Origin of the sequence: Kaistella polysaccharea, from assembly GCF_020410745.1 — a bacterium.
In the GTDB taxonomy this organism is placed as follows: Bacteria; Bacteroidota; Bacteroidia; order Flavobacteriales; family Weeksellaceae; genus Kaistella; species Kaistella polysaccharea.
This window is the reverse complement of record NZ_CP084528.1, coordinates 2647325-2668507: the sequence shown is the minus strand read 5'-3', so window position 1 is coordinate 2668507 and position 21183 is coordinate 2647325. Positions and strand designations below refer to the sequence as shown.

At 35.5% G+C, this 21183-nt stretch carries 19 protein-coding genes; 14 read left to right on the top strand and 5 right to left on the bottom strand.

Features of this window, described 5'->3' with window-relative positions; genetic code table 11:
- Position 1 precedes the first annotated feature (1 nt).
- Both ubiE and LC814_RS12370 read right to left on the bottom strand, forming a co-directional pair.
- A complete protein-coding gene (gene ubiE, locus LC814_RS12375) occupies positions 2 to 721 on the bottom strand; it encodes a bifunctional demethylmenaquinone methyltransferase/2-methoxy-6-polyprenyl-1,4-benzoquinol methylase UbiE (protein WP_226064283.1) in 720 nt (239 codons plus the stop codon).
- 10 nt (positions 722 to 731) lie between these two features.
- Positions 732 to 1301, bottom strand: coding sequence for a hypothetical protein (locus tag LC814_RS12370; RefSeq protein WP_226064282.1), 570 nt, complete (start codon positions 1299 to 1301; stop codon positions 732 to 734).
- 102 nt (positions 1302 to 1403) lie between these two features.
- Between LC814_RS12370 and LC814_RS12365 the strand changes: the two genes are divergently transcribed.
- From LC814_RS12365 to LC814_RS12345, 5 genes are all read left to right on the top strand, one after another.
- Positions 1404 to 2471, top strand: coding sequence for a 3-oxoacyl-ACP synthase III family protein (locus LC814_RS12365; protein ID WP_226064281.1), 1068 nt, complete (start codon positions 1404 to 1406; stop codon positions 2469 to 2471).
- Between the two features lie 60 nt (positions 2472 to 2531).
- On the top strand, positions 2532 to 3737 hold the full coding sequence (locus LC814_RS12360; protein ID WP_226064280.1) for a metallophosphoesterase: 1206 nt from the start codon (positions 2532 to 2534) through the stop codon (positions 3735 to 3737).
- A gap of 18 nt (positions 3738 to 3755) precedes the next feature.
- Positions 3756 to 4253, top strand: coding sequence for a GNAT family N-acetyltransferase (locus LC814_RS12355; RefSeq protein WP_226064279.1), 498 nt, complete (start codon positions 3756 to 3758; stop codon positions 4251 to 4253).
- Between the two features lie 87 nt (positions 4254 to 4340).
- Positions 4341 to 4586 (top strand): hypothetical protein, encoded by a 246-nt coding sequence (locus LC814_RS12350; protein ID WP_226064278.1) that lies wholly within the window; start codon positions 4341 to 4343, stop codon positions 4584 to 4586.
- A gap of 146 nt (positions 4587 to 4732) precedes the next feature.
- Positions 4733 to 5152: a hypothetical protein gene (locus tag LC814_RS12345; protein WP_226064277.1), complete on the top strand. Its 420-nt coding sequence runs from the start codon at positions 4733 to 4735 to the stop codon at positions 5150 to 5152.
- 83 nt (positions 5153 to 5235) lie between these two features.
- Here the strand turns inward: LC814_RS12345 and alaS are convergent, their stop codons facing one another.
- A complete protein-coding gene (alaS, locus tag LC814_RS12340) occupies positions 5236 to 7893 on the bottom strand; it encodes an alanine--tRNA ligase (RefSeq protein WP_226064276.1) in 2658 nt (885 codons plus the stop codon).
- A gap of 313 nt (positions 7894 to 8206) precedes the next feature.
- Between alaS and msrA the strand changes: the two genes are divergently transcribed.
- Positions 8207 to 8863: a peptide-methionine (S)-S-oxide reductase MsrA gene (msrA, locus tag LC814_RS12335; protein ID WP_311135712.1), complete on the top strand. Its 657-nt coding sequence runs from the start codon at positions 8207 to 8209 to the stop codon at positions 8861 to 8863.
- 103 nt (positions 8864 to 8966) lie between these two features.
- Here the strand turns inward: msrA and LC814_RS12330 are convergent, their stop codons facing one another.
- A complete protein-coding gene (locus LC814_RS12330; RefSeq protein WP_226064275.1) occupies positions 8967 to 9626 on the bottom strand; it encodes a YceI family protein in 660 nt (219 codons plus the stop codon).
- 78 nt (positions 9627 to 9704) lie between these two features.
- Between LC814_RS12330 and LC814_RS12325 the strand changes: the two genes are divergently transcribed.
- Positions 9705 to 10652, top strand: coding sequence for an ABC transporter ATP-binding protein (locus tag LC814_RS12325; RefSeq protein WP_226064274.1), 948 nt, complete (start codon positions 9705 to 9707; stop codon positions 10650 to 10652).
- Between the two features lie 209 nt (positions 10653 to 10861).
- On the opposite strand, the gene LC814_RS12320 is transcribed toward LC814_RS12325, so the two are convergent.
- Positions 10862 to 11194, bottom strand: coding sequence for a zinc ribbon domain-containing protein YjdM (locus LC814_RS12320; RefSeq protein ID WP_226064273.1), 333 nt, complete (start codon positions 11192 to 11194; stop codon positions 10862 to 10864).
- Between the two features lie 244 nt (positions 11195 to 11438).
- Here LC814_RS12320 and LC814_RS12315 point away from each other — a divergent pair, with 244 nt between their 5' ends.
- The 7 genes from LC814_RS12315 to LC814_RS12285 all read left to right on the top strand — a co-directional run bounded on the left by LC814_RS12315 (position 11439) and on the right by LC814_RS12285 (position 21048).
- Positions 11439 to 12644, top strand: coding sequence for an RsmB/NOP family class I SAM-dependent RNA methyltransferase (locus LC814_RS12315; protein ID WP_226064272.1), 1206 nt, complete (start codon positions 11439 to 11441; stop codon positions 12642 to 12644).
- A 71-nt stretch (positions 12645 to 12715) separates the two neighbouring features.
- On the top strand, positions 12716 to 14317 hold the full coding sequence (locus tag LC814_RS12310) for a GMC family oxidoreductase N-terminal domain-containing protein (protein ID WP_226064271.1): 1602 nt from the start codon (positions 12716 to 12718) through the stop codon (positions 14315 to 14317).
- Between the two features lie 214 nt (positions 14318 to 14531).
- Positions 14532 to 16202: an asparagine synthase B gene (gene asnB / locus LC814_RS12305; RefSeq protein ID WP_226064270.1), complete on the top strand. Its 1671-nt coding sequence runs from the start codon at positions 14532 to 14534 to the stop codon at positions 16200 to 16202.
- A gap of 472 nt (positions 16203 to 16674) precedes the next feature.
- A complete protein-coding gene (locus LC814_RS12300) occupies positions 16675 to 18072 on the top strand; it encodes an MFS transporter (protein ID WP_226064269.1) in 1398 nt (465 codons plus the stop codon).
- 477 nt (positions 18073 to 18549) lie between these two features.
- On the top strand, positions 18550 to 20058 hold the full coding sequence (locus LC814_RS12295; protein WP_226064268.1) for a catalase: 1509 nt from the start codon (positions 18550 to 18552) through the stop codon (positions 20056 to 20058).
- A gap of 357 nt (positions 20059 to 20415) precedes the next feature.
- The gene (locus LC814_RS12290) at positions 20416 to 20706 is read left to right on the top strand and encodes a GNAT family N-acetyltransferase (protein ID WP_226064267.1); all 291 of its coding nucleotides are present in this window, start codon (positions 20416 to 20418) and stop codon (positions 20704 to 20706) included.
- Between the two features lie 69 nt (positions 20707 to 20775).
- Complete coding sequence (locus LC814_RS12285) at positions 20776 to 21048, top strand: GNAT family N-acetyltransferase (RefSeq protein WP_226064266.1); 273 nt, start codon at positions 20776 to 20778, stop codon at positions 21046 to 21048.
- Positions 21049 to 21183: the final 135 nt, after the last annotated feature.

The following is a 21183-nucleotide window of genomic DNA, read 5'->3' as shown; positions in this document are numbered from 1 at the left end:
ACTATTTCGTTGCCTTATAAATTGTTGCAATACCTAAACTTAATACCTTATACTCTACTTTTTGAAATCCAACATTCAATAAAATATCTTTCATTTTCTTACCGAAAGGAAAGGCATTTACGGAATCTGGCAAATAAGTATAAGCACGATTATCTTTTGAAATGAGCTTGCCAATTTGCGGCAATATATTTTTAAAATAAAACATATAAAACGGTCCTAAAAAACCTTCAACTTTAGAAAACTCTAAAATATAAACGCTTTTTTGTTCCTTCACTACTCTTTTCAATTCGGCCAAACCTATTTCGAGATTTTCAAAATTTCGTACTCCAAAAGCAACGGAAACGGCATCGAATTTATTATCTTCAAACGGAAGATTTTCAGCATCGCCTTTAATCATATCAATCTGATCATTCAGATTAATTTTCTTAATTTTATCAATACCTACATTCAACATTTGCTGGGAAAGATCGAGTCCAGTCACCTTCGCACCAGTTCCTTTTTGCACGGCAATTGCCAAATCTCCAGTTCCGGTAGCAACGTCAAGAACCACTTTGGGTTCATCTTTATTCATCCACTTTACCAGTCTATTTCGCCATAAAACATCAATTTTCATCGATAAAACATGGTTCAGCAAATCGTATTTTGGTGCGATATTGTCGAACATATCTTCGACTTCTTTTTTCTTGCCGGCGTCGGTATTATAAGGAGTAACTTGCTTCAAGGTATGGGAATTAAAATTGGTAATATTCTTTGTAGTATTTTAGGAAATCTGCCTTACGAAAAATCTTAGTTCTGGATTCTATTTTTTGGACGTTTTTTATAACTTGATCGTAATCTTCATCAATATTGTAATAGAATTTGTCGGTGTAGAGTTTATTAAATTTAAGTGGCGAATTTACATAAAGCTTCCCGTCGATATTCGTGTTCTTTCTTGCGGTGATTAATGAATCTTTATTCAGGCCGTACCCGTAAAACTGTTCATTAATATAATAATCCTGATGAGCTATATTTAATAGTCCGCGATTTTTATTGACCACAAAACCAGAATCGTAGAGCATTTTCTTCTGATCATCAAAAACTTTAATCATATTTTTACCCTTATTTAAATCAACTTCTACTTTCTGGCCCGCCGTAATAATATTCTCTTCTCCATTATTTACTTTAAAATAATAGGTATTTTCCGTCGGATTATCAACAAGATAATAATTTTTTTTCGCCAAAAAAAGGAAATAAATCCCGAAAGCCAACAGAACGGTAATAAGTGAGATAATTAAACCTTTGGTAGAGGGACTGATTTTCATAAATATTTTTCTGATCAAAAAGTTCCACAAATTTAATAATAATTTTGTTTCTCGGCGATACAATATTAATTGTTAACTTTGCCGTAAATTTTTCATTCACATATGCCCAACACAATCATAATAGGTTCAGGAAGTTATATTCCGACCAAAGTCATCGGTAAAGATTATTTCATGGATTCTGTTTTCTATACCGACGAAGGAGAGAAGATTGATAAACCCAACGAAGAAGTCATTCAGAAATTTATTGACATCACTGAAATCGAAAACCGCAGGTATTTGGAAGATGATGAATTTAACTCAGATCTAGGACACAGAGCAGCACAGGAAGCTATTGCAGATGCAAATATTAATCAGGAAGAAATTGATTACATTATTTATGCAAGTAATTTCGGCGATGTTAATCAAGATGGAATGACCAACTTCTTGCCCTCTATGTCCTCCAGAGTTAAAAACAAACTTGGAATTAAAAACCGAAAAACCGTTAATTACGATATGATTTTCGGCTGTCCTGGTTGGGTTGAAGCCTTAATTTTAGCAGATACATTAATTAAATCTAAGAAGGCCAAACTTATACTGGTTGTAGGTTCAGAAACTTTAAGTAGAGTTACTGATGCTTTCGACCGGAACAAAATGATTTTTGCAGATGGAGCCGGCGCAGTTGTCGTAAAAGCTACAGATGATGAAAATGTTGGTATTATTGCAGATTGTACGGTATGTGACAATCACGATGAACTGATGTACCTGGAAAATTCACCTTCTTTAAAACCTGATGAAGACCGAAGACCTTTATACATTCGCATGCACGGACGAAAAATCTACGAATACGCCCTGAAAAATGTTCCCGATGCGATCAAAGAAACCATCGATAAAGCCAATTTAGATATTAGTGATATTGCAAAAATTCTTATTCATCAGGCGAATGCGAAAATGGACTACGCAATGATTTCAAGACTGTTTAAACTTTACGGAATTACAGATTATGACCATGATATTGCGCCAATGACGATTCAACAATTAGGTAATTCTTCTGTTGCGACAATTCCTACCATGTTCGACCTTATTAATAAAGGAAAATTAAAACCGCACACTTTTAAATCAAAAGACAACGTGGTTTTTGCATCTGTAGGCGCTGGTATGAATATCAACGCAGTCGTTTATCGATTCCCTTAATTTAAAACTAAAAAATATAAAAAGCACAAAATTGGTTTTGTGCTTTTTTCTTGACAAAAAATGCAAAAAAATATATTAATCTTTACCGGAATTCTATTTGCTCTGGAGTTCTATGTATATCAAGCCTTAAAAACAGTCACCAATAACCACTGGATCCGTGTGGGATATTGGGTGGTTACAATTTTGGTATACTTATTCTTCATCTACGAAGTACTTAATTTTAAAAGAACAGATCGCGACCATCACCGTGTTCAACTGGTTGCGTCGCTATTTCTTATCTTTTTTCTTCCCAAACTTTTCATCATATTCTTCTTATTTCTGGAGGATTTAGGGCGGTGGCTCATCTACTTTTCCCAGAAATTTATTTCGGGAGACACTTATCTTGCCGACCGACGAACTTTTATAAGTCTTTTAGGCTTAGGTAGCGCAGCGGTTTTAGCAGGTTTATTTTTGGATGGAATAATCTTCGGAAAGTACCGACATTCCGTGAGAAAAGTAAAAATTAAAATTCCAGGATTGCCAAACAGTTTTAAAGGCTATCGTATTGTACAAATTTCCGATGTACACTCTGGCAGTTTTTTTCATCCCGACAAATTACAGAACGCCATCAATTTAATTAACAAGCAAGATCCTGATTTGGTTCTATTTACAGGAGATATGATTAATAATTATGCGACTGAATTTGAACCGTTCGTCCAATTATTTTCAACCATTAAATCAAGCGACGGTAAATTTTCAATCTTAGGAAATCACGATTACGGTGATTATGGTGAATGGAATTCTGCACAGGAAAAAGCCCAAAACATTCCGTCCTTAATTGACTTGCAGAAAAAGGCAGGTTTTGAAATGCTCCGTAATGAGCATAGAATTATTGAAAAAAATAGCGAAAAACTTTATATTTTGGGGGTCGAGAATTGGGGCGAAAAACCTTTCCCACAATACGGAGATTTAGATAAAGCGTCGAAAGATGTTCCTGCTGATGCGCCAAAAATTTTGATGAGTCACGATCCAACACATTTTGATGCAGTGGTGAAAAACCATTCGTCAAATGTTCACTTAACACTTTCAGGACATACTCACGGAATGCAATTCGGATTGGATTTGAAAAATGTTCGTTGGTCGCCGGTACAGTATCGTTATAAAAAATGGGCTGATTTGTATGAAAGCAACGGAAAATCGCTCTATGTAAACCGTGGATTTGGAGTGATTGGTTATCCAGGTCGCGTTGGGATTGATCCTGAAATTACGCTTATAGAACTCAGTTAAATTGGTATTAAATACAGCATGATAACTTTTAAAGAAGCAAAAGAGGAAGATATTTCACTCATTCAAAAATTAGCAGATAAATCTTGGAAATCAGCTTATCAGAATATTTTATCAGCGGACCAAATTACTTATATGGTCACTGAAATGTATTCTCATTATGAAATCTCTTGGCAAATCCTAAGTCCTAATTATCTGTATTATATTATTTTGAATGATGAAATAGGTGCAGGTTTTATGGGTTTCGAACTTCATTACGAAGAAATGACAACCAAACTTCACCGTATTTACCTTCTTGAAGAATTCAAAGGGAAAGGAATTGGTAAAAAAGCGCTTGATTTTTTAAAAACTCAAGTTAGAGAAAACAAGGACCATCGTATTATTCTAAATGTCAACAAAAATAATCCTGCAAAAAGCGTTTATGAATCTCAGGGATTTCAAGTTTATGACGAACAAATTTTTGATATTGGAAATGGATTTGTAATGGATGATTTTTTGATGGAATTACACTTAGTTTAAGAAATATTTAAGATAGATCACCCAAACGTTAATTTTTTGGTACGATTTTAGGATATTAGATTTTAATAACATTAAAAACTTAAAATTATGACACGTACTAATTTATTCTCAAAGATTCAAATGCTTGCTTTAGCTGTTATGGCAAATTTAGCGGTAGTTTTAGTTAAAGCTCAGGAAAAAGCACCAGACTTGAAAGTTGATGTCGATATGAACAAAGGCGGTAGCGATATGATGGGCGGAGATTGGATGAGCAACCCTTTAGTTTGGGTAATTGGTGCATTGGTTCTTATTGTTATTATTGCTTTAGTAGCAAGAGGTAACGGAAACAAATAGTTAAAAACTACAAGATATAGATCCCGAAAGTAATTTCGGGATTTTTTTTTGCATTAATGTTTTGTGAGAATAGATTTGAGTTTTAACATTTAAACAGGTTGTTGCAATTATATTTCTAGTATTTTTACCGCTCAATAATTATAACAATGAAAACAAATATTTTATCTCTTTTATTTACTTTAGGTTTTCTTCTTTTTTCCTTAAATTTAAGTGCGCAAGAACAAGATATCAAGGCAATGAAGCAACAATCCCATGTTGTTAAGCTGAATGGTGATTTGATGAGTAAAAAAATTGCACTCGAAAAAGAAAAAAACAGGAACGCAAAATTTCTTGACGAAGCAGAATCCCTTAACAGGAAATCGGATCGTAAAACCAACAAGTTTTCTCCCTCAGATCCTAAAAGCACGGCGAAAGACGCAAAAAATGCAGCCAAACTTTTAAGACAGACCGAATCTGCAAATAACGATTTAAGAAAAAGTAACTTGAAGATCAAAAAATTAGAAAAGGATATTTTGAAACTAGAAGAGAAACTTCAAAAACTGGAATATTCTGTTAAAATCAAATAAAATTAAATTTCTCAGGTTGAAAAGATAAAATCCCAAAACAATTGTGTTTTGGGATTTTTTGCAAAATATTTTGTAGATATAATTTAAATAGCAAGCGCTTTTTGGTAAGCATTTTCAATACCATCAAGATTTTTTCCGCCTGCAGTTGCAAAGCCAGGATTTCCTCCACCGCCGCCTTGGATTTCTTTCGCCAAATCTTTAACGATATTTCCAGCGTGGTATTTCGATTCTAAATCTGCAGAAACACCAACCGTAATCATTGGTTTTCCGTCCGCATCAGAAATTATAATGATTACCGAATTCTCAATATCTTTCTTCAACTGGAACACGATATCTTTCACGCTTCCGGCATCCAGAGAAACTTTCTTCACCAATAATTTTTTATCTTCTTTTTGAACAAAATCATTTGCCCAGTTTGAAGTTTCTGATTTTGCTTTTTCTTTTTTCAAAGATTCAATTTCAGATTTTAAAGAAGAATTTTCCTCCATCAATTTCTCGACCGATTTTGTTAAATCTTTCGACTTTAATAAAGTAGAAATTTCTTTTAACTGCGTTTCTAAATTTCTAAAATACGCAGCAGACTGATCGCCAGAAATCGCTTCAATTCTCCGGATTCCGGCGGCAGTTGAACTTTCATTCTGAATTTTAAAATGACCGATTTCGCCTGTATGTTTCACATGCGTTCCTCCACACAATTCTCTAGACGAACCAAATTGAATCATTCTTACTTTATCGCCGTATTTCTCTCCGAATAAAGCCATTGCGCCTTTTTCCATCGCTTCCGTAATTGGAATCTCACGGAACTCCTGCAAGGCAATATTTTCTTTGATTTTTGCATTTACTTTTTCTTCTACCACTTTCAAATCTTCTTCATTAATTTTTGAAAAGTGAGAAAAATCGAAACGTAAATAATCCGGACCAACGAATGAACCTTTTTGCTCAACGTGTGTTCCTAAAACTTCACGCAATGCTTCATGCAACAAATGCGTTACGGAGTGATTTGCCTGCGTATTTTTTCTTTCCGATTCGTTTACTTTAGCATAGAAAACGGCACCGGCATCTTTAGGCATTTCTTTAATTAAAGAAACGATCAGATTATTTTCTTTTCTGGTTTCCAGAACTTCGATGATTTCTGAACAATCCGTAATCGAAGAAACGCTCGGATTTGAAATATCAAAACCTTCCGCATAACTTGGGATTAGAATTCCCTTGTCACCAACTTGTCCTCCACCTTCCGGATAGAAAGGCGATTTCGATAAAACGATTTGAAAAAACTCGCCATCTTTATTTTCAACTTTACGGTAACGCGTAATATAAGTTTCACTTTCCGTGTGGTCGTAACCCACGAAAGATTCTGCTTTTTCTTCTAAAACAACCCAGTCATACACTTTCTGTGCTGATGATTTTTTCGAACGCTGTTTCTGCTTGTTCATTTCCTCTTCAAAACCCACTTCATCAACGGTCAATTGTTTTTCCTCTGCGATGATTCTGGATAAATCTGCCGGAAAACCGTAAGTATCGTACAGTTCGAAAACTGCTGCACCCGGAAGTGTTTTTTGATTTTTAGAAATAGTTTCATTGATGACCAAATCAATTCTTTTCAAACCATGTTCGATGGTTTTTAAGAACGAGATTTCTTCTTCTCTAATAACCTCAGTAACTAATTTTTCCTGTTTAATTAACTCTGGGAAGAATGCGCCCATTTCGTTTTTTAAAATCGCTACCAATTCATAAAGAAAGGCTTCTTTCATTCCTAAAAATCGGTACGCGTAAGAAATTCCACGACGTAAAATTCTACGGATTACATAACCTGCTCCACCGTTTGAAGGCAACTGTCCATCGGCAATCGCGAAAGCAACTGCACGGATATGATCAACCACAACACGAATTGCAATATCTTTTTCGTCTTCTAAAAGTCCGGTATATTTTTTTCCTGAAAGCTCTTCTACTTTAGTAATTAAAGGCATGAAAACATCGGTATCATAGTTCGAAGTTTTGCCTTGTAAAGCCATACAAAGACGCTCAAATCCCATTCCGGTATCAACATGTCGAGATGGTAATTTCTCTAAACTTCCATCCGCTTTTCTATTAAATTCCATGAAAACCAGATTCCAAACTTCCACCACTTGTGGATGATCGTTATTCACCAATTCTAAACCGGAAACTTTGGCTTTTTCTTCCTCAGTTCTAATATCGATATGAATTTCTGAACAAGGTCCGCAAGGTCCGCTTTCGCCCATTTCCCAGAAATTATCTTTCTTGTTTCCGTTGATAATTCGGTCCTCAGAAATATGTGCTTTCCAGAAATTATAGGCATCATTATCGCGGTCTAAATTTTCAGAAGCATCTCCTTCAAAAATAGTTACGTATAAATTCTCTTTCGGAATTTTATAAACTTCGGTCAACAATTCCCACGCATAATCAATCGCTTCTTTTTTAAAGTAATCGCCAAAGGACCAGTTGCCCAACATTTCAAACATGGTGTGGTGGTACGTATCGCGGCCAACATCATCTAAATCATTGTGTTTACCAGAAACTCTTAAACATTTTTGGGTATCTGCAATTCGTGGTGCTTTCGGTTCTTTATACCCCAGGAAATAATCCTTAAACTGCGTCATACCAGAGTTTGAGAACATTAAAGTAGGATCATCTTTCAACACAATTGGTGCAGAAGGAACGATTAAATGTCCTTTTTCTTTAAAATAATCTAAAAACTGTTGTCTAATTTGTTGTGAAGTCATGATTGAGTTGGCTTTTTAGCGATTTTCTTGGCTTAATGATAAGGTGGCAAATTTAATGATTTTTGAAATGACTCTCGAATAATCTTCTTACGAATTAATTATTATAAGTTTTAAAGATTTTGAACAATAATTTATATGAAAAAACAATCTTTATCGCTCGATATCCCGTATATAAAATTGTAGGTGCGAGACGCAAAATTTGATAAATGATAACGATAGAAATTTACATTTAGCTTATTCAAATTTCAGCCTCATATTTGCATTTAAAGAAAAAATTTAATTAAGAATAATGAATAAAAATAATAAGACAAAAATGAAAAACATTTTAACACTCATGGCTTTTATCTTTGGAGTTGGCGTTTTCGCAGCGACCACTTTTTCGTGCTCAAAAGCTAAAGTAAAACCTACAAATCAAATAAAACAAACGGAAAATAATATGGAAGGTAAAAACATTAAAGAAATATATTTCGCAGGCGGATGTTTCTGGGGAACAGAACACCTATTTCAACTCGTAAGAGGCGTAGTTGCTACAGAAGTTGGATATGCAAACGGTAAGATTAAAAATCCGACATACGAGCAAGTAATCAGTCACACAACTGGCTTCGCCGAAGCTGTAAAAGTTCAGTATGACGCAGATCAAGTAAACTTACCGCTACTAATTGATCTTTATTTTAAATCGATAGATCCTACAACTTTAGACCGACAAGGAAATGATGTTGGCGATAATTATAGAAGCGGTATTTATACAACTGATGCAACTACTGAAGCGCTCGTAAAAACTGAAGTTGCAAAATTGGCTAAAAACTATTCAAAACCTGTGGTTGTAGAAACAATTCCATTGCAGAATTTCTATAAAGCTGAAGATTATCATCAGGATTATTTAGAAAAAAATCCAGGTGGCTATTGTCACATTCCTCTTTCCGTTTTTGAAGAAGCGAAAAAAGCAAATCCACTTCCTGCTGGAAAATAATATCTAATAATTTTATCGAGGAGAATTAAATTCAATCATACAATCATAAAAAAATCCGTCTCAAAAATTTTGAGACGGATTTCTATTTTGTATAAAAAACTATTTACTTTTTTTCCATGGCTTTAATTAAAATCTGAAGATTTACTTCATCCTTTATTAAACCATTCGCAACAGGCAATTGAAATTTCACACCGAAATCTTCTCGCTTGATATCTTTAGGTTCTGTCGCAACACTTACTTCGCCCTCTTTTACAGAAACGTTCGCGTTAAACTGAACAGGTTTTGTAATTCCTTTAATCGTGAGATTTCCATCCAAAACTGTGTTATAATCACCAGCTTCAGCAGGCGAAACTTTTGTAATTTCATAAGACGCGGTAGGGAATTTTTCGGTTTCAAAAAAATCTCCACTTTTCAGATGACTATTAAGTTTATTCAACTGTTCTGCATCATCTTTCAAATCTACAGAAGTTAATGAGTTCATATCAACTACAAAATTGCCACTCTCCAACATATTGTTTTTTACCGTAAGTTGGCCACTTTCAAAATTAATTGTTCCAAAATGGCTGCTTTGGTCAGACTTTACGACTTTATATCCTTTCCATTCGATTCGACTGTTCAGCGTATCGATTTCATAAACTGCGCCGTCGGTAGAAGTGCTCACTTCAGTAGTTTCACTTGTAAGTGGTTTTTCTTTCGCGCAAGCAGTTAAAACTAAGGATCCAAGTAAGATTGAAAATGCGGTTGTTTTGATTGATTTCATCATTAAAATACTGATTTTAAATTGTTTCCGCTAAAATAATAAAAATAAACGTATTTAGGGCAAATATGTTATTTTTGTAACATGCTATTAGAAATCAAGCGATTATTTTTCTCCCACCGCGGAGATCAAAAATTATTTCAGAATTTTAATTTAAGAGTTGAAGAAGGTAAGATTATTGCGCTTGCTGGCGAAAGCGGTTGCGGGAAATCTACATTACTCAATTTAATTTATGGGCTCCTTGATCTGGAGCAAGGTGAAATTATTTTTAATGGTACGCCAATTTTAGGTCCTACGAAGAATTTGGTTCCGGGAGAAGATGATATGAAGCTGGTCGCCCAAAATTACGACTTAATGCCCTATTCTACCGTCGGCGATAATGTGGGAAAATTTATTTCTAATATCGATCTGGACGAAAAAAAGCAACGCGTTCAGGAGCTTTTGGAAGTCGTAGGTTTAGAAGAATATCGAGATATCTTACCTAAATATTTAAGTGGCGGTCAGCAGCAGCGCGTAGCGATTGCAAGAGCACTTTCTGTAATGCCAAAACTTTTGTTACTGGATGAACCTTTCAGCAATCTTGATTTTTCGCGTAAAATTCAACTTCGGGAGCGGCTTTTTAATTATGTTAAAGAGAAGAAGATTTCACTCATTATTTCTACGCATGAAATCCAGGAAGTTATTCCTTGGTTGGATCAAATTATTGTTCTGAATGAAGGTCGACTGATACAAAATGACAACGCCAAAGACACTTATCTCAATCCTTACAATCAATATGTTGCGGAACTTTTCGGGGAAGTGAATGTATTTAATGAGGAAGAAAGATCGTCATTTAATCTACATAAAAATTTTTGGTATCCACATGAGATTTCCCTGAGCGAAGACGGTGAGGAAGCAATCGTTTTAGAAAGCCGTTTTGCCGGAAGTCATTATTGGAATAAAGTTCAGCTGCGTAATAAAAAAATAACTATTTATACCCCTGAAAAATTAGCAGAAAAAGTGAAAATTTCTTTCCCAAAAACTGATCTTTAAAGACGAAAGCCAACATCATTTCTTAATTCTTAGATAATTGTTGACTTTTCTCAGGTTGTTTTGATATTGATAAAATAATTCTTAGCTTTGATATTCAAAACGTAAGGAAATTTTTGGTTAATTCTCTTTCTGCCTTGAGACGAAATTAGTGCGATTCATTTGTACAACTAAGTCTTTGAAATGGAACCCTGTCCAAATCTTTCCTTTTTTTATGCCTTTCTCACAAATTCTGATTTCAGTGCCATAGAGCCGAATCCATCAATCTTGCAATCGATATTGTGATCAGAATCAGGACGCAATCTAATATTCTTTACTTTAGTTCCTGATTTTACTGGCTTTGGTGCTCCTTTTACGGGAAGATCTTTAATGACAACCACCGTATCACCATTTTGAAGTTCGTTGCCGTTTGCATCTAAAATTTTATCTTCTTCCGCAGTTTCGCCAGGAGTCCACTCATGGAAGCATTGCGAACATACCATTTTATCGTCTTGTTCGTACGTAAACTCAGACTGGCATTTTGGGCAAACTATAGCATCACTCATAATTTTAATTTTTACAAAGATATTATTTATATCAAGAGATCACAATATTTAGGAGGGTGATCCTTCGGTTTACGCGTAGGCTGCGCCCCCGGCTTGAGTAGAAACCGTTACAAATTTGAGAGTGAAAGTAAGACGGAAATGTGCGGCCAAAATTTTAAGGTTACAATTCCCTTTAAAAACCTTATTTTTGCAAAAAATTTGTCCCGAAGATTCGAGGATGAATTGAACTTATAAATTATCCCACATGGAACTCATACACAGAAACTTACTCATCGGAATTCACGACGCATTGCAGGAAACTTTTTTCGAAGAAAGAAAATACGCCGATAAAGTTATCGAAAGATTACTTAAAGCACATAAGCAATGGGGCAGCGAAGATCGAAAAGTAGTTGCACAGATTTTTTACGATATTATCCGCTGGAAAAAACGGTTGGAATACTATATGGGCGAAGGCGTAAAACCGAACAATATCTATAAAATGATTTTGTCATATTGCCTTTGGACCAAAATTCACTACAAAAAGTTTGAAGAATTTGACGGCATAAAAAACGCAGATATCATCAACAAACTAAAGAAAAATACAGTTCCTACGAAAGCGATTGAATATTCTATTCCAGAATGGTTGGCTGAAACCATGGAAAAAGAATTGGGTAAAAACTGGGAAAGAGAAATGGAAGCTCTCAATGAGCAGGCGCCGACAATTCTTCGGGTAAATACTTTGAAAACTACGGCTCGCGAACTGGTTTCTGACCTGAGAGATGAAAATGTAGAAAGTTTTCAAATAGCCAATTATCCTGATGCTGTACAATTGGAGCAAAAGAAAAATGTGTTTTTAACCTCAGCATTTAAAGATGGTTTGTTTGAAGTTCAGGATGCTTCTTCCCAAAAAATCGGGGAACTTCTGGATGTGAAAGAAGGAATGCGCGTAGTTGATGTTTGTGCAGGCGCTGGTGGAAAAACCTTGCATTTGGCAGCTTTGATGAAAAATAAAGGTCAAATTATTGCGCTCGATATTTATGAATGGAAATTGGCAGAATTAAAACGCCGCGCGAAAAGAGCCGGAGCTCACAATATTGAAACGAGATTTATAGAAGATAATAAAGTCATCAAAAGGCTGCATGAAAAAGCAGACCGTTTGTTGATTGACGCACCATGTTCTGGTTTGGGAGTCCTGAAAAGAAACCCAGATTCTAAATGGAAAATCGACCAGGAATTCATCGACCGTATCAAAAAAGAACAGCAACAAATCTTGCAAGATTATGCGAAAATTTTGAAGAAAGGTGGGAAAATGGTTTACGCAACGTGTTCTATTTTACCAAGCGAAAATAATGAGCAAGTCGCAACTTTTCTTAAAAATAATGAAGGATATACATTGATCAAAGAAGAAAAAGTGATGCCGAGCGAAGGTTTCGACGGTTTCTATATGGCTTTGATTTCGAGAAATGCGTAAACTTAGATGCAACGCGCACTGATTAACAATTTTATTTTAATCTTTTGTACACTTCTTGATTATTGCTACACATGAATCGAAAAGAATTTATTCAAACCAGTAGTCTGGGAATTGCTGCCTTTTTCTTTTTAGGAATGGGCAGTTTTTTTGGAAAATCTCCAGATCCCGTCGGGGAAAAATCCAAGTCGCCGACAGAAGTTCTTGAAAAAGAAGTCGTTATTATTGGTTCTGGTTACGGTGGTTCTGTCGCAGCGTTGCGACTTTGCGAACAAAATATTCCGGTGACACTTTTGGAAATGGGCTTGAACTGGGAAAAATCTGGAGAGAAATATTCGCCCATGATTAATCCCGGACATTCCGCTGCGTGGTTGAAAACGAAAACCATTGCACCTTTTATGAATCTTTTCAGGTTAGAAAAATTTACCGGTGCGCTGGATCGGTTGGATTTTGAACACATCAAAATTTGGGTTGGACGTGGCGTTGGCGGTGGTTCATTGGTTAATGGTGGCATGGCAGTAACTCCAAAAAAAGAATATTTTAAAGAAATATTTCCTGATTTAAATAGCGAAAAATTTTACTCTCATTATTTTCCTTTAGCCAATAAAGAATTGAAGACAAACGTCGCCTCCGAAGATTTCTTGAAAGATTGCGACTATTATAAGTTTAACAGCGTTGGGGAAGAAGAGGCAAAGAACGCTGGTTTTAAAACAGTTCGTGTTCCAAATGTGTATGATTTTAAATACATGGAAAAGGAATATAAAAATGAAGTTCCGCGATCTGCTTTAGCTGGTGAAGTTATTTATGGAAATAATTACGGCAAAAATTCATTAGACAAAACCTATTTGAAAAAAGCTTCTGCTACGGGGAAATTAGAAATTCTGGAGCTGCATCAAGTGAATCATATTGCTCAAAAATCCGATAAAAGCTACTCGATCGACATTTCGATAATCAATACAAAAGGTGAAGAAATTAAACATCGAATTATCAACACAAAAAAACTCATACTTTCTGCGGGAACAATGGGTTCGCTGGAGCTACTTTTAAAATCAAAAGCATTTAACCAATTTCCAATTGATAATAATATTGGTAAAGAATGGGGGAATAATGGCAATTTCATGACCGGCCGAAACTTTGTAAAAGGACTATCGGGCGGAACAGGATCTAAACAATCTACGATTCCTGTTGGCGGAATAGATCATTGGGACGATAAAGAACATCCGTTTTTTGTAGAGATTGCGCCATTACCGATGGGATTGAATGTCGCAACTTCTCTTTATTTAATGGTCAATAAATTGAAGAAGTTTGGCGAAGTGTCTTACGATTTGAAAGAACAGAAATTAGATTTAAACTGGGACAAATCCCACACCGCTCACATGAAGAATAACGCAAAGTATTTCCTCCGAACAATGAACAAAGCCAATGGCGGTACACGATCACATTTACTTTTTCACAACGGATTTGGCGCTGATATTTGTTATCATCCTTTGGGTGGAATTGTTTTGGGAAAAGCAACAGATCAGTTCGGAAGGTTGAACGGACATGATAATTTCTACGTTATCGATGGGTCGTTAATTCCAGGAACTGTAGGTGTAAATCCCTTTGTAACGATAACGGCAATTGCGGAATATTGTATTGAAGAAATTATTAAAAAGGATTTTGCTCAGCATATTTAGAACTTTTTGACCAGTATCATTTATTCAACGATATAAATTTTTTCAACTTCACGAAGTAAATTTAGCACACCTGATTAAATTTTTTCTATTTTAGATTTTAATTACGAATATTATTCACTTATTTGTAATTATACTTTTAATTTATAAACATTTAGAATATTTTTGTGGTAGATTTTTAACCGAATAGAACAAAGTACTTAAAAACGATATAATCATGTGTGGAATTGTATGTCTCTTTGATGCGAAACAGAAAACCGAAGTATTAAGACCTCAGGTTTTAGAAATGTCTAAGAAAATTCGGCACCGTGGCCCGGACTGGAGCGGAATTTTTCAAAATGAAAAGGTAATTTTCTCCCACGAACGTTTGGCAATTGTAGATCCTACCTCCGGAAAACAGCCTTTATTTTCGAAAGATAAAAAAATAGTTTTGGCCGTAAATGGGGAGATTTATAATCACCGAGAATTGCGCGCAGAATTTCCGGATTACGATTTTCAGACAGAATCTGACTGTGAAGTCATTATCCCTTTATTTAAAAAATATGGGAAAAATTTCATTGATAAATTAAATGGGATTTTCGCCTTCGCTTTATATGATATTGAAAATGATATTTATCTTGTCGCGCGCGATCACATGGGAATTTGTCCTTTATACCAAGGTTGGGACAAAAACGGAAGTTTTTATGTGGCTTCAGAACTGAAAGCTCTGGAGGGCGTTTGCAAAACCATCGAAACCTTTCTGCCCGGACATTTATTATTCAGTCCAGATGGTTATGAATTGCAGCAATGGTACACAAGAGATTGGGAAGTTTATGACAATGTAAAAGACAACACGACAGATATTGCAGAACTTAGAAAAGCTTTGGAAGAAGCGGTTCACCGGCAGTTGATGAGTGATGTTCCTTACGGTGTTTTGCTTTCCGGTGGTTTAGATTCTTCTATTATTTCGGCCGTCACCGCAAAATACGCCCGAAACAGAATAGAAAGTGGCGATACTCAGGAAGCTTGGTATCCCAGATTGCATAGTTTTGCCGTCGGTTTGGAGGGTAGTCCAGATTTAATTGCAGCCCAGAAAGCCGCCGAACATATCGGCTCCATTCATCACGAAGTTCACTTTACCGTTCAAGAAGGTTTAGATGCGGTGCGCGACGTAATTTATCATTTAGAAACCTATGATGTGACCACGATTCGTGCTTCTACACCGATGTATTTATTAGCAAGAGTCATTAAATCAATGGGAATTAAAATGGTACTTTCTGGCGAAGGAAGTGATGAGATTTTTGGCGGATATTTGTATTTCCACAAAGCACCAAACGCGAAAGAATTCCATGAAGAAAATGTGCGAAAACTGAACAAACTTCATTTATATGATTGCCTGCGTGCCAATAAAGCCTTGATGAGTTGGGGAATTGAAGGTCGCGTTCCTTTTTTAGATAAAGAATTTATGGATGTTGCGATGCGCATTAATCCAAAAGATAAAATGGTAACGGCCCACGAACCCAAAATCGAAAAGTGGGTTTTAAGAAAAGCTTTTGAGGATCTATTGCCCGAAAGCATCACGTGGCGCCAGAAAGAACAATTCTCCGACGGCGTCGGCTATTCCTGGATTGATTCTTTGAAAGAAGTTGCACATCAGGAAGTTACTGATGAAATGATGACGAATTCTAAATTTCGTTTCCCTTTAAATACACCACAAAATAAAGAAGAATACAGATACCGGACAATTTTCGAAGAACATTTCCCGAGTGAAACGGCAGCTGCAACAGTTCCATCCGTGCCCTCCGTGGCGTGCTCCACACCAATTGCCTTAGAATGGGATGAAGCTTTCAAAAATGCAAATGACCCAAGCGGAAGAGCAGTTTTATCGGTTCACGATGATTCTTACTAGAAGAGCAAAGTAAAAAGGAAAAAGGAAAAGAGCCAAGTTAACGCTCCTTAAGTTTGGTTTAATTGACAAAGCAATTTTAAGTTTTATCAATTATTTTTTGATTAAATATTCAATAAAAGCGGGCTTTAGCCCGTTTTTATTGTCATTAAAAATTGGCTTTAGCCAGCACCTAAAATAATACAGAAATGCGCTAAATTATTTAAAATTAAAAATTTCAAATATTTATTAATTAAGCACTAACCTAAATCTTAAATCACCAATCTTTTTTCTTGGTTCTTAATTCTTGACTCTCGGTTCTTGGTTCTTGATTCTCGATTCTTGGTTCTTCCTTCTTGATTCTCCCTTCTTGATTCTCCCTTCTCGATTCTTGATTCTTGATTCTTGAATCTCAAAGATTTCATCAATCACCACTTTCTAAAAATTTGTGGATTTGTGGCAATTACTTTGCTGTAGGAATTCTTAAATTTGTTAAATGCCTTTTAGCCAAGATAATTCTGTCAAAAAATTTCTTCCCTTAATTCTCGCCACGTCCATTTTCATGCAGATGTTGGATTCCACGATTCTGAATACTTCTTTACCCTCAATCGCGAAAGACCTGAATGAATCACCTTTGAACATGCAAAACGCGATTATCAGTTACGTGTTGACATTGGCGCTTTTTATGCCGGTAAGTGGATTTTTAGCTGATAAATTTGGAACCCGCAAAATTTTCATCACCTCTTTAATTATATTTAGTCTCGGTTCTTTATTTTGTGCCTTATCTCAAGATTTGAATCAACTTGTAATATCCAGAGTGATTCAAGGTGTCGGTGGAAGTTTGATGACACCAGTCGGACGATTAGCGCTCATCAAAACATTTGAAAAAAATGAATTGGTAAAAGCCATGAATTTCGCCATTATTCCGGCGTTAATAGGACCAATTTTAGGACCACTGGTCGGTGGTTATATGGTAGATTATCTTTCTTGGCACTGGATTTTTCTAATTAATATTCCTTTCGGTTTATTGGGAATAATCTTAAGTTTAAAATATATGCCAGATTATCGTTCTACAAAAATCACTTTTGATTTGAAGGGCTTTTTAATCTTCGCCTCCGCATCTCTCCTACTTTCAATTTCGCTGGAATTGTTCGGAAACGTCACCAACACAACGCCCGTTTTGCTGATTTTCACTTTAGGATTTTTGATGATCTATTACTATTATGTACACGCTAAAAAAACCGAAAACCCTATTTTCCCTTTAAATTTATTTCAGGTGAGGACTTTTCGGGTAGGAATTTTGGGAAATCTTGCAACGAGATTAGGAATCAGCGCTATTCCACTTCTATTGCCATTAATGATTCAAATTGCCTACGGACAAACCGCTGTAATTTCGGGATGGATTGTAGCACCAATGGCCTTAACTGCAATGATTGGGAAATCTTTCGTTATAAAAATTCTTGATTATTTTGGCTACCGCCGAACATTGATGATCAACACCTTTATCATTGGATTTTTGATCGCATGTTTAGGAATTCCGGGCATCAACAATTCCATTTATTGGTTTGTTCCGATTATTGCAATTCTGGGATTTTTCAACTCTATTCAGTTTACAGCTATGAATACGATTGCAATAGCAGATTTACGCGACTCACATACGAGCAGCGGAAACTCCTTGCTGGCAGTCAACCAGCAACTCGCGGTAGGATTTGGTATTGCGATCGGCTTAATTACGCTGAAATTATTTGAAAATAACACTGCACTCACGCACGGTGCTATTCATCTTGCTTTTCGATATACTTTTTTCTTAGTGGGATCACTTACCGTTCTTACGGGAATCGTATTCAGACGGCTTCACTCCAGCGATGGCGAAAATATGAAATCTGCAGAATAGCTTCTTTTAAATAAAATATTTTGGGCGGGTTTTGCCAGATATAATTTAAAACCGAAATTTGCTTTAAATAAATTTTGCCGATTTTTACAGTAGAGATTTTATTTAAATTTTAAAAGTATTAATCGAGCAAGCAAAACAAAATTGGTTCGATCCAAATTTGGAAGCTTTTCCAAAATTCATTGGCCATGAAGAAGAATGTGCCCCACTTCCAAAAAGCGATTTTAAATTGAACGCAATTCAAAACATTTGAGATAAGAATTAAATAAATTCAATAGTGGTTCTCACCACTTTAAATTCTGCACAAAAAACGGTCAAAGATTGGCTATTTTTTAATTCCCAATTTTTACCCTTAGTTTATTATCAAATTCATAATTATTTGTCCTTTGATTTAAAACATATGAGCGTTTTAGACAGAATAAATAATAAGAGTCAGTTTTAATTCCTAACTTTAATACATCAAAAAAAATAATTTCGATCATGGAAGAAAAGAAAAAACTGACAAGACAAACTGGAGCACCGGTTCCGGATAATCAAAATACCCAGACTGCAGGACCAAGAGGTCCGATGTTAATGCAGGATTACTGGTTTTTAGAAAAAATGGCGAACTTCGACCGAGAAGTTATCCCGGAACGGAGAATGCACGCAAAGGGCTCTGGCGCTTTTGGAACTTTCACAGTGACGCATGATATTTCGCAATATACCAAAGCCGATATTTTTAGTGAAATAGGAAAGCAAACAGAAATGTTCGCGAGGTTTTCAACTGTTGCTGGAGAAAGAGGCGCTGCCGATGCAGAAAGAGATATTCGTGGTTTTGCTTTAAAATTTTATACCGACGAAGGAATTTGGGACATGGTCGGAAATAACACACCAGTTTTCTTTTTCCGCGATCCAATGAAATTTCCAGATCTGAATCACGCTGTTAAGCGCGATCCTAAAACAAATATGCGGAGCGCTCAGAACAACTGGGATTTCTGGACTTTATTACCAGAATCTTTACATCAGGTGACCATTGTAATGAGTGACCGAGGATTACCAAATGGGTATCGCCACATGCACGGTTTTGGAAGTCATACGTACAGTTTCATTAATGATAATAATGTTCGCCATTGGGTAAAATTCCATTTCAGAACACAACAGGGAATTGAAAATTTAACCGACGAAGAAGCCAGCAAATTAGTAGGAATGGATCGGGAATCTGCTCAACGTGATTTATTTGATAATATAGAAAACGGCAACTTCCCGAAATGGAAAATGTTTGTTCAGATTATGACGGAAGAAGAAGCGAAAACATACCGTTTTCATCCGTTTGATTTAACGAAAGTTTGGTCTAAAAAAGATTTTCCATTAATTGAAGTAGGCGAATTTGAACTGAATAAAAATGCAGAGAATTATTTTGCTGATGTAGAACAGGCCGCATTTAATCCAACGAATATTGTTCCGGGAATTGGCTTTTCACCAGACAAAATGTTACAGGGAAGATTGTTCTCCTACGGTGATGCACAACGGTACCGATTGGGTGTTAATCATTATCAAATCCCTGTAAATAAACCGAGATGTCCTTACAACGCTTACCATCGGGACGGGCAAATGCGCGTGGATGGAAATTATGGCGGAAAACTCCATTACGAACCAAACAGTTACGGTGAATGGCAGGAACAACCTTCTGCGAAAGAACCTCCTTTAGAATTATCGGGCGATGCTTACGCGCATAATTTCAGAGATGATGACGATGATTATTTCACCCAACCAGGAGATTTATTCCGCATTATTAAAGCGGATGGAAAAGAAGAGCAACTCTTTAACAATACCGCAGCAAATGTTGGTGGAGCTGAAAAATTTGTTCAGGTCCGTCACATTAGAAATTGCTACCAAGCCGATCCGGAATACGGACAAGGTGTGGCAAAAGCTTTAGGACTAAGTATGGATGAAGTCAATAGTTTTGATATGACGCCATACGATCAGTGGACGCCGACGAAATCAATGTAGTATTAACTAACAGTTATTAGAAGTGGAAAGGTTTTTTTTTAAATCTTTCCACTTTTCATTAAATAAGATGAATATTACAAAAAAACCAGCAAATAAATGCTTCTTAAGACACGAGTTTATCCTTTAGTTCTCTCATTTAAAAAGACAGCTGTGTGAATAAATTTTAAATATTTGAATATTTAAATTGACAATAAACAAATCCAAATGATTTATTTTTTCGACGTTTTTGCGCAATCGTAACTGCGTTTTTTTCTCATCAATAATAATTTTTCTAACTTTATATTTTAAGAATAACAATCTTTAGAAAATTATCCGAATCTAAAACCAACATTAATTAATCTAAAAAATTATAGAATTATGGCAAATATTGAAAGAACCGAAAAAGAGTTAAATGGCAGATGGACTTTAACAGAAGATGGAGAAGAAATTGGAAAAATGCAATATTACTGGTTAAATGAATCAAAATTTAACATCTTCAGTACTGAAGTGAAGAAAGAATTTGAAGACAAAGGGTACGCCACCGACTTGTTGAATACCGCTGTAAAATATGCAAGAGACCATCAGAAAAAGATAAGTGCAACCTGTAGTTTTGCGAAAGATGTATTCGAAAATGATGCGAGTTATAATGATGTTTACGAGAAAAACTAGTAAATACATTAAAGATCGAATTGAGATAAAATTGTGAATCGAAAGTAAATTAATTAAAAAATAAAAAATATGACAGAAATAAAACAAAACGAAAATAATTTCGAAATTTCAGAAGACGGTAAAAAAGCAGGATTATTAAATTTCCAAAAAACAGATGACTCTACGATTGAAATAATTCACACCGAAGTTGATGAAGAATTTGGGGGCAAAGGTTTGGGAAAAGAACTCGTAAAGGCAGCTGTAGAATATGCCAGAAAAAACAATTACAAAGTAATTCCCAGCTGTTCGTATGCGAAGAAAACGATTGATAAAACACCGGAATTTCAAGATGTTTTAGCGTAATATTACTTGATAAACTGTTTTCCAAATTGCATAAGCTCATTATAAAAGAAGCAAAAAGACCTTCTTTTTAACTTTTGGAATCTGTATTTATAAAATCAACCTTTCAGGAAATACTGAAAGGTTTTGTTATGTTGA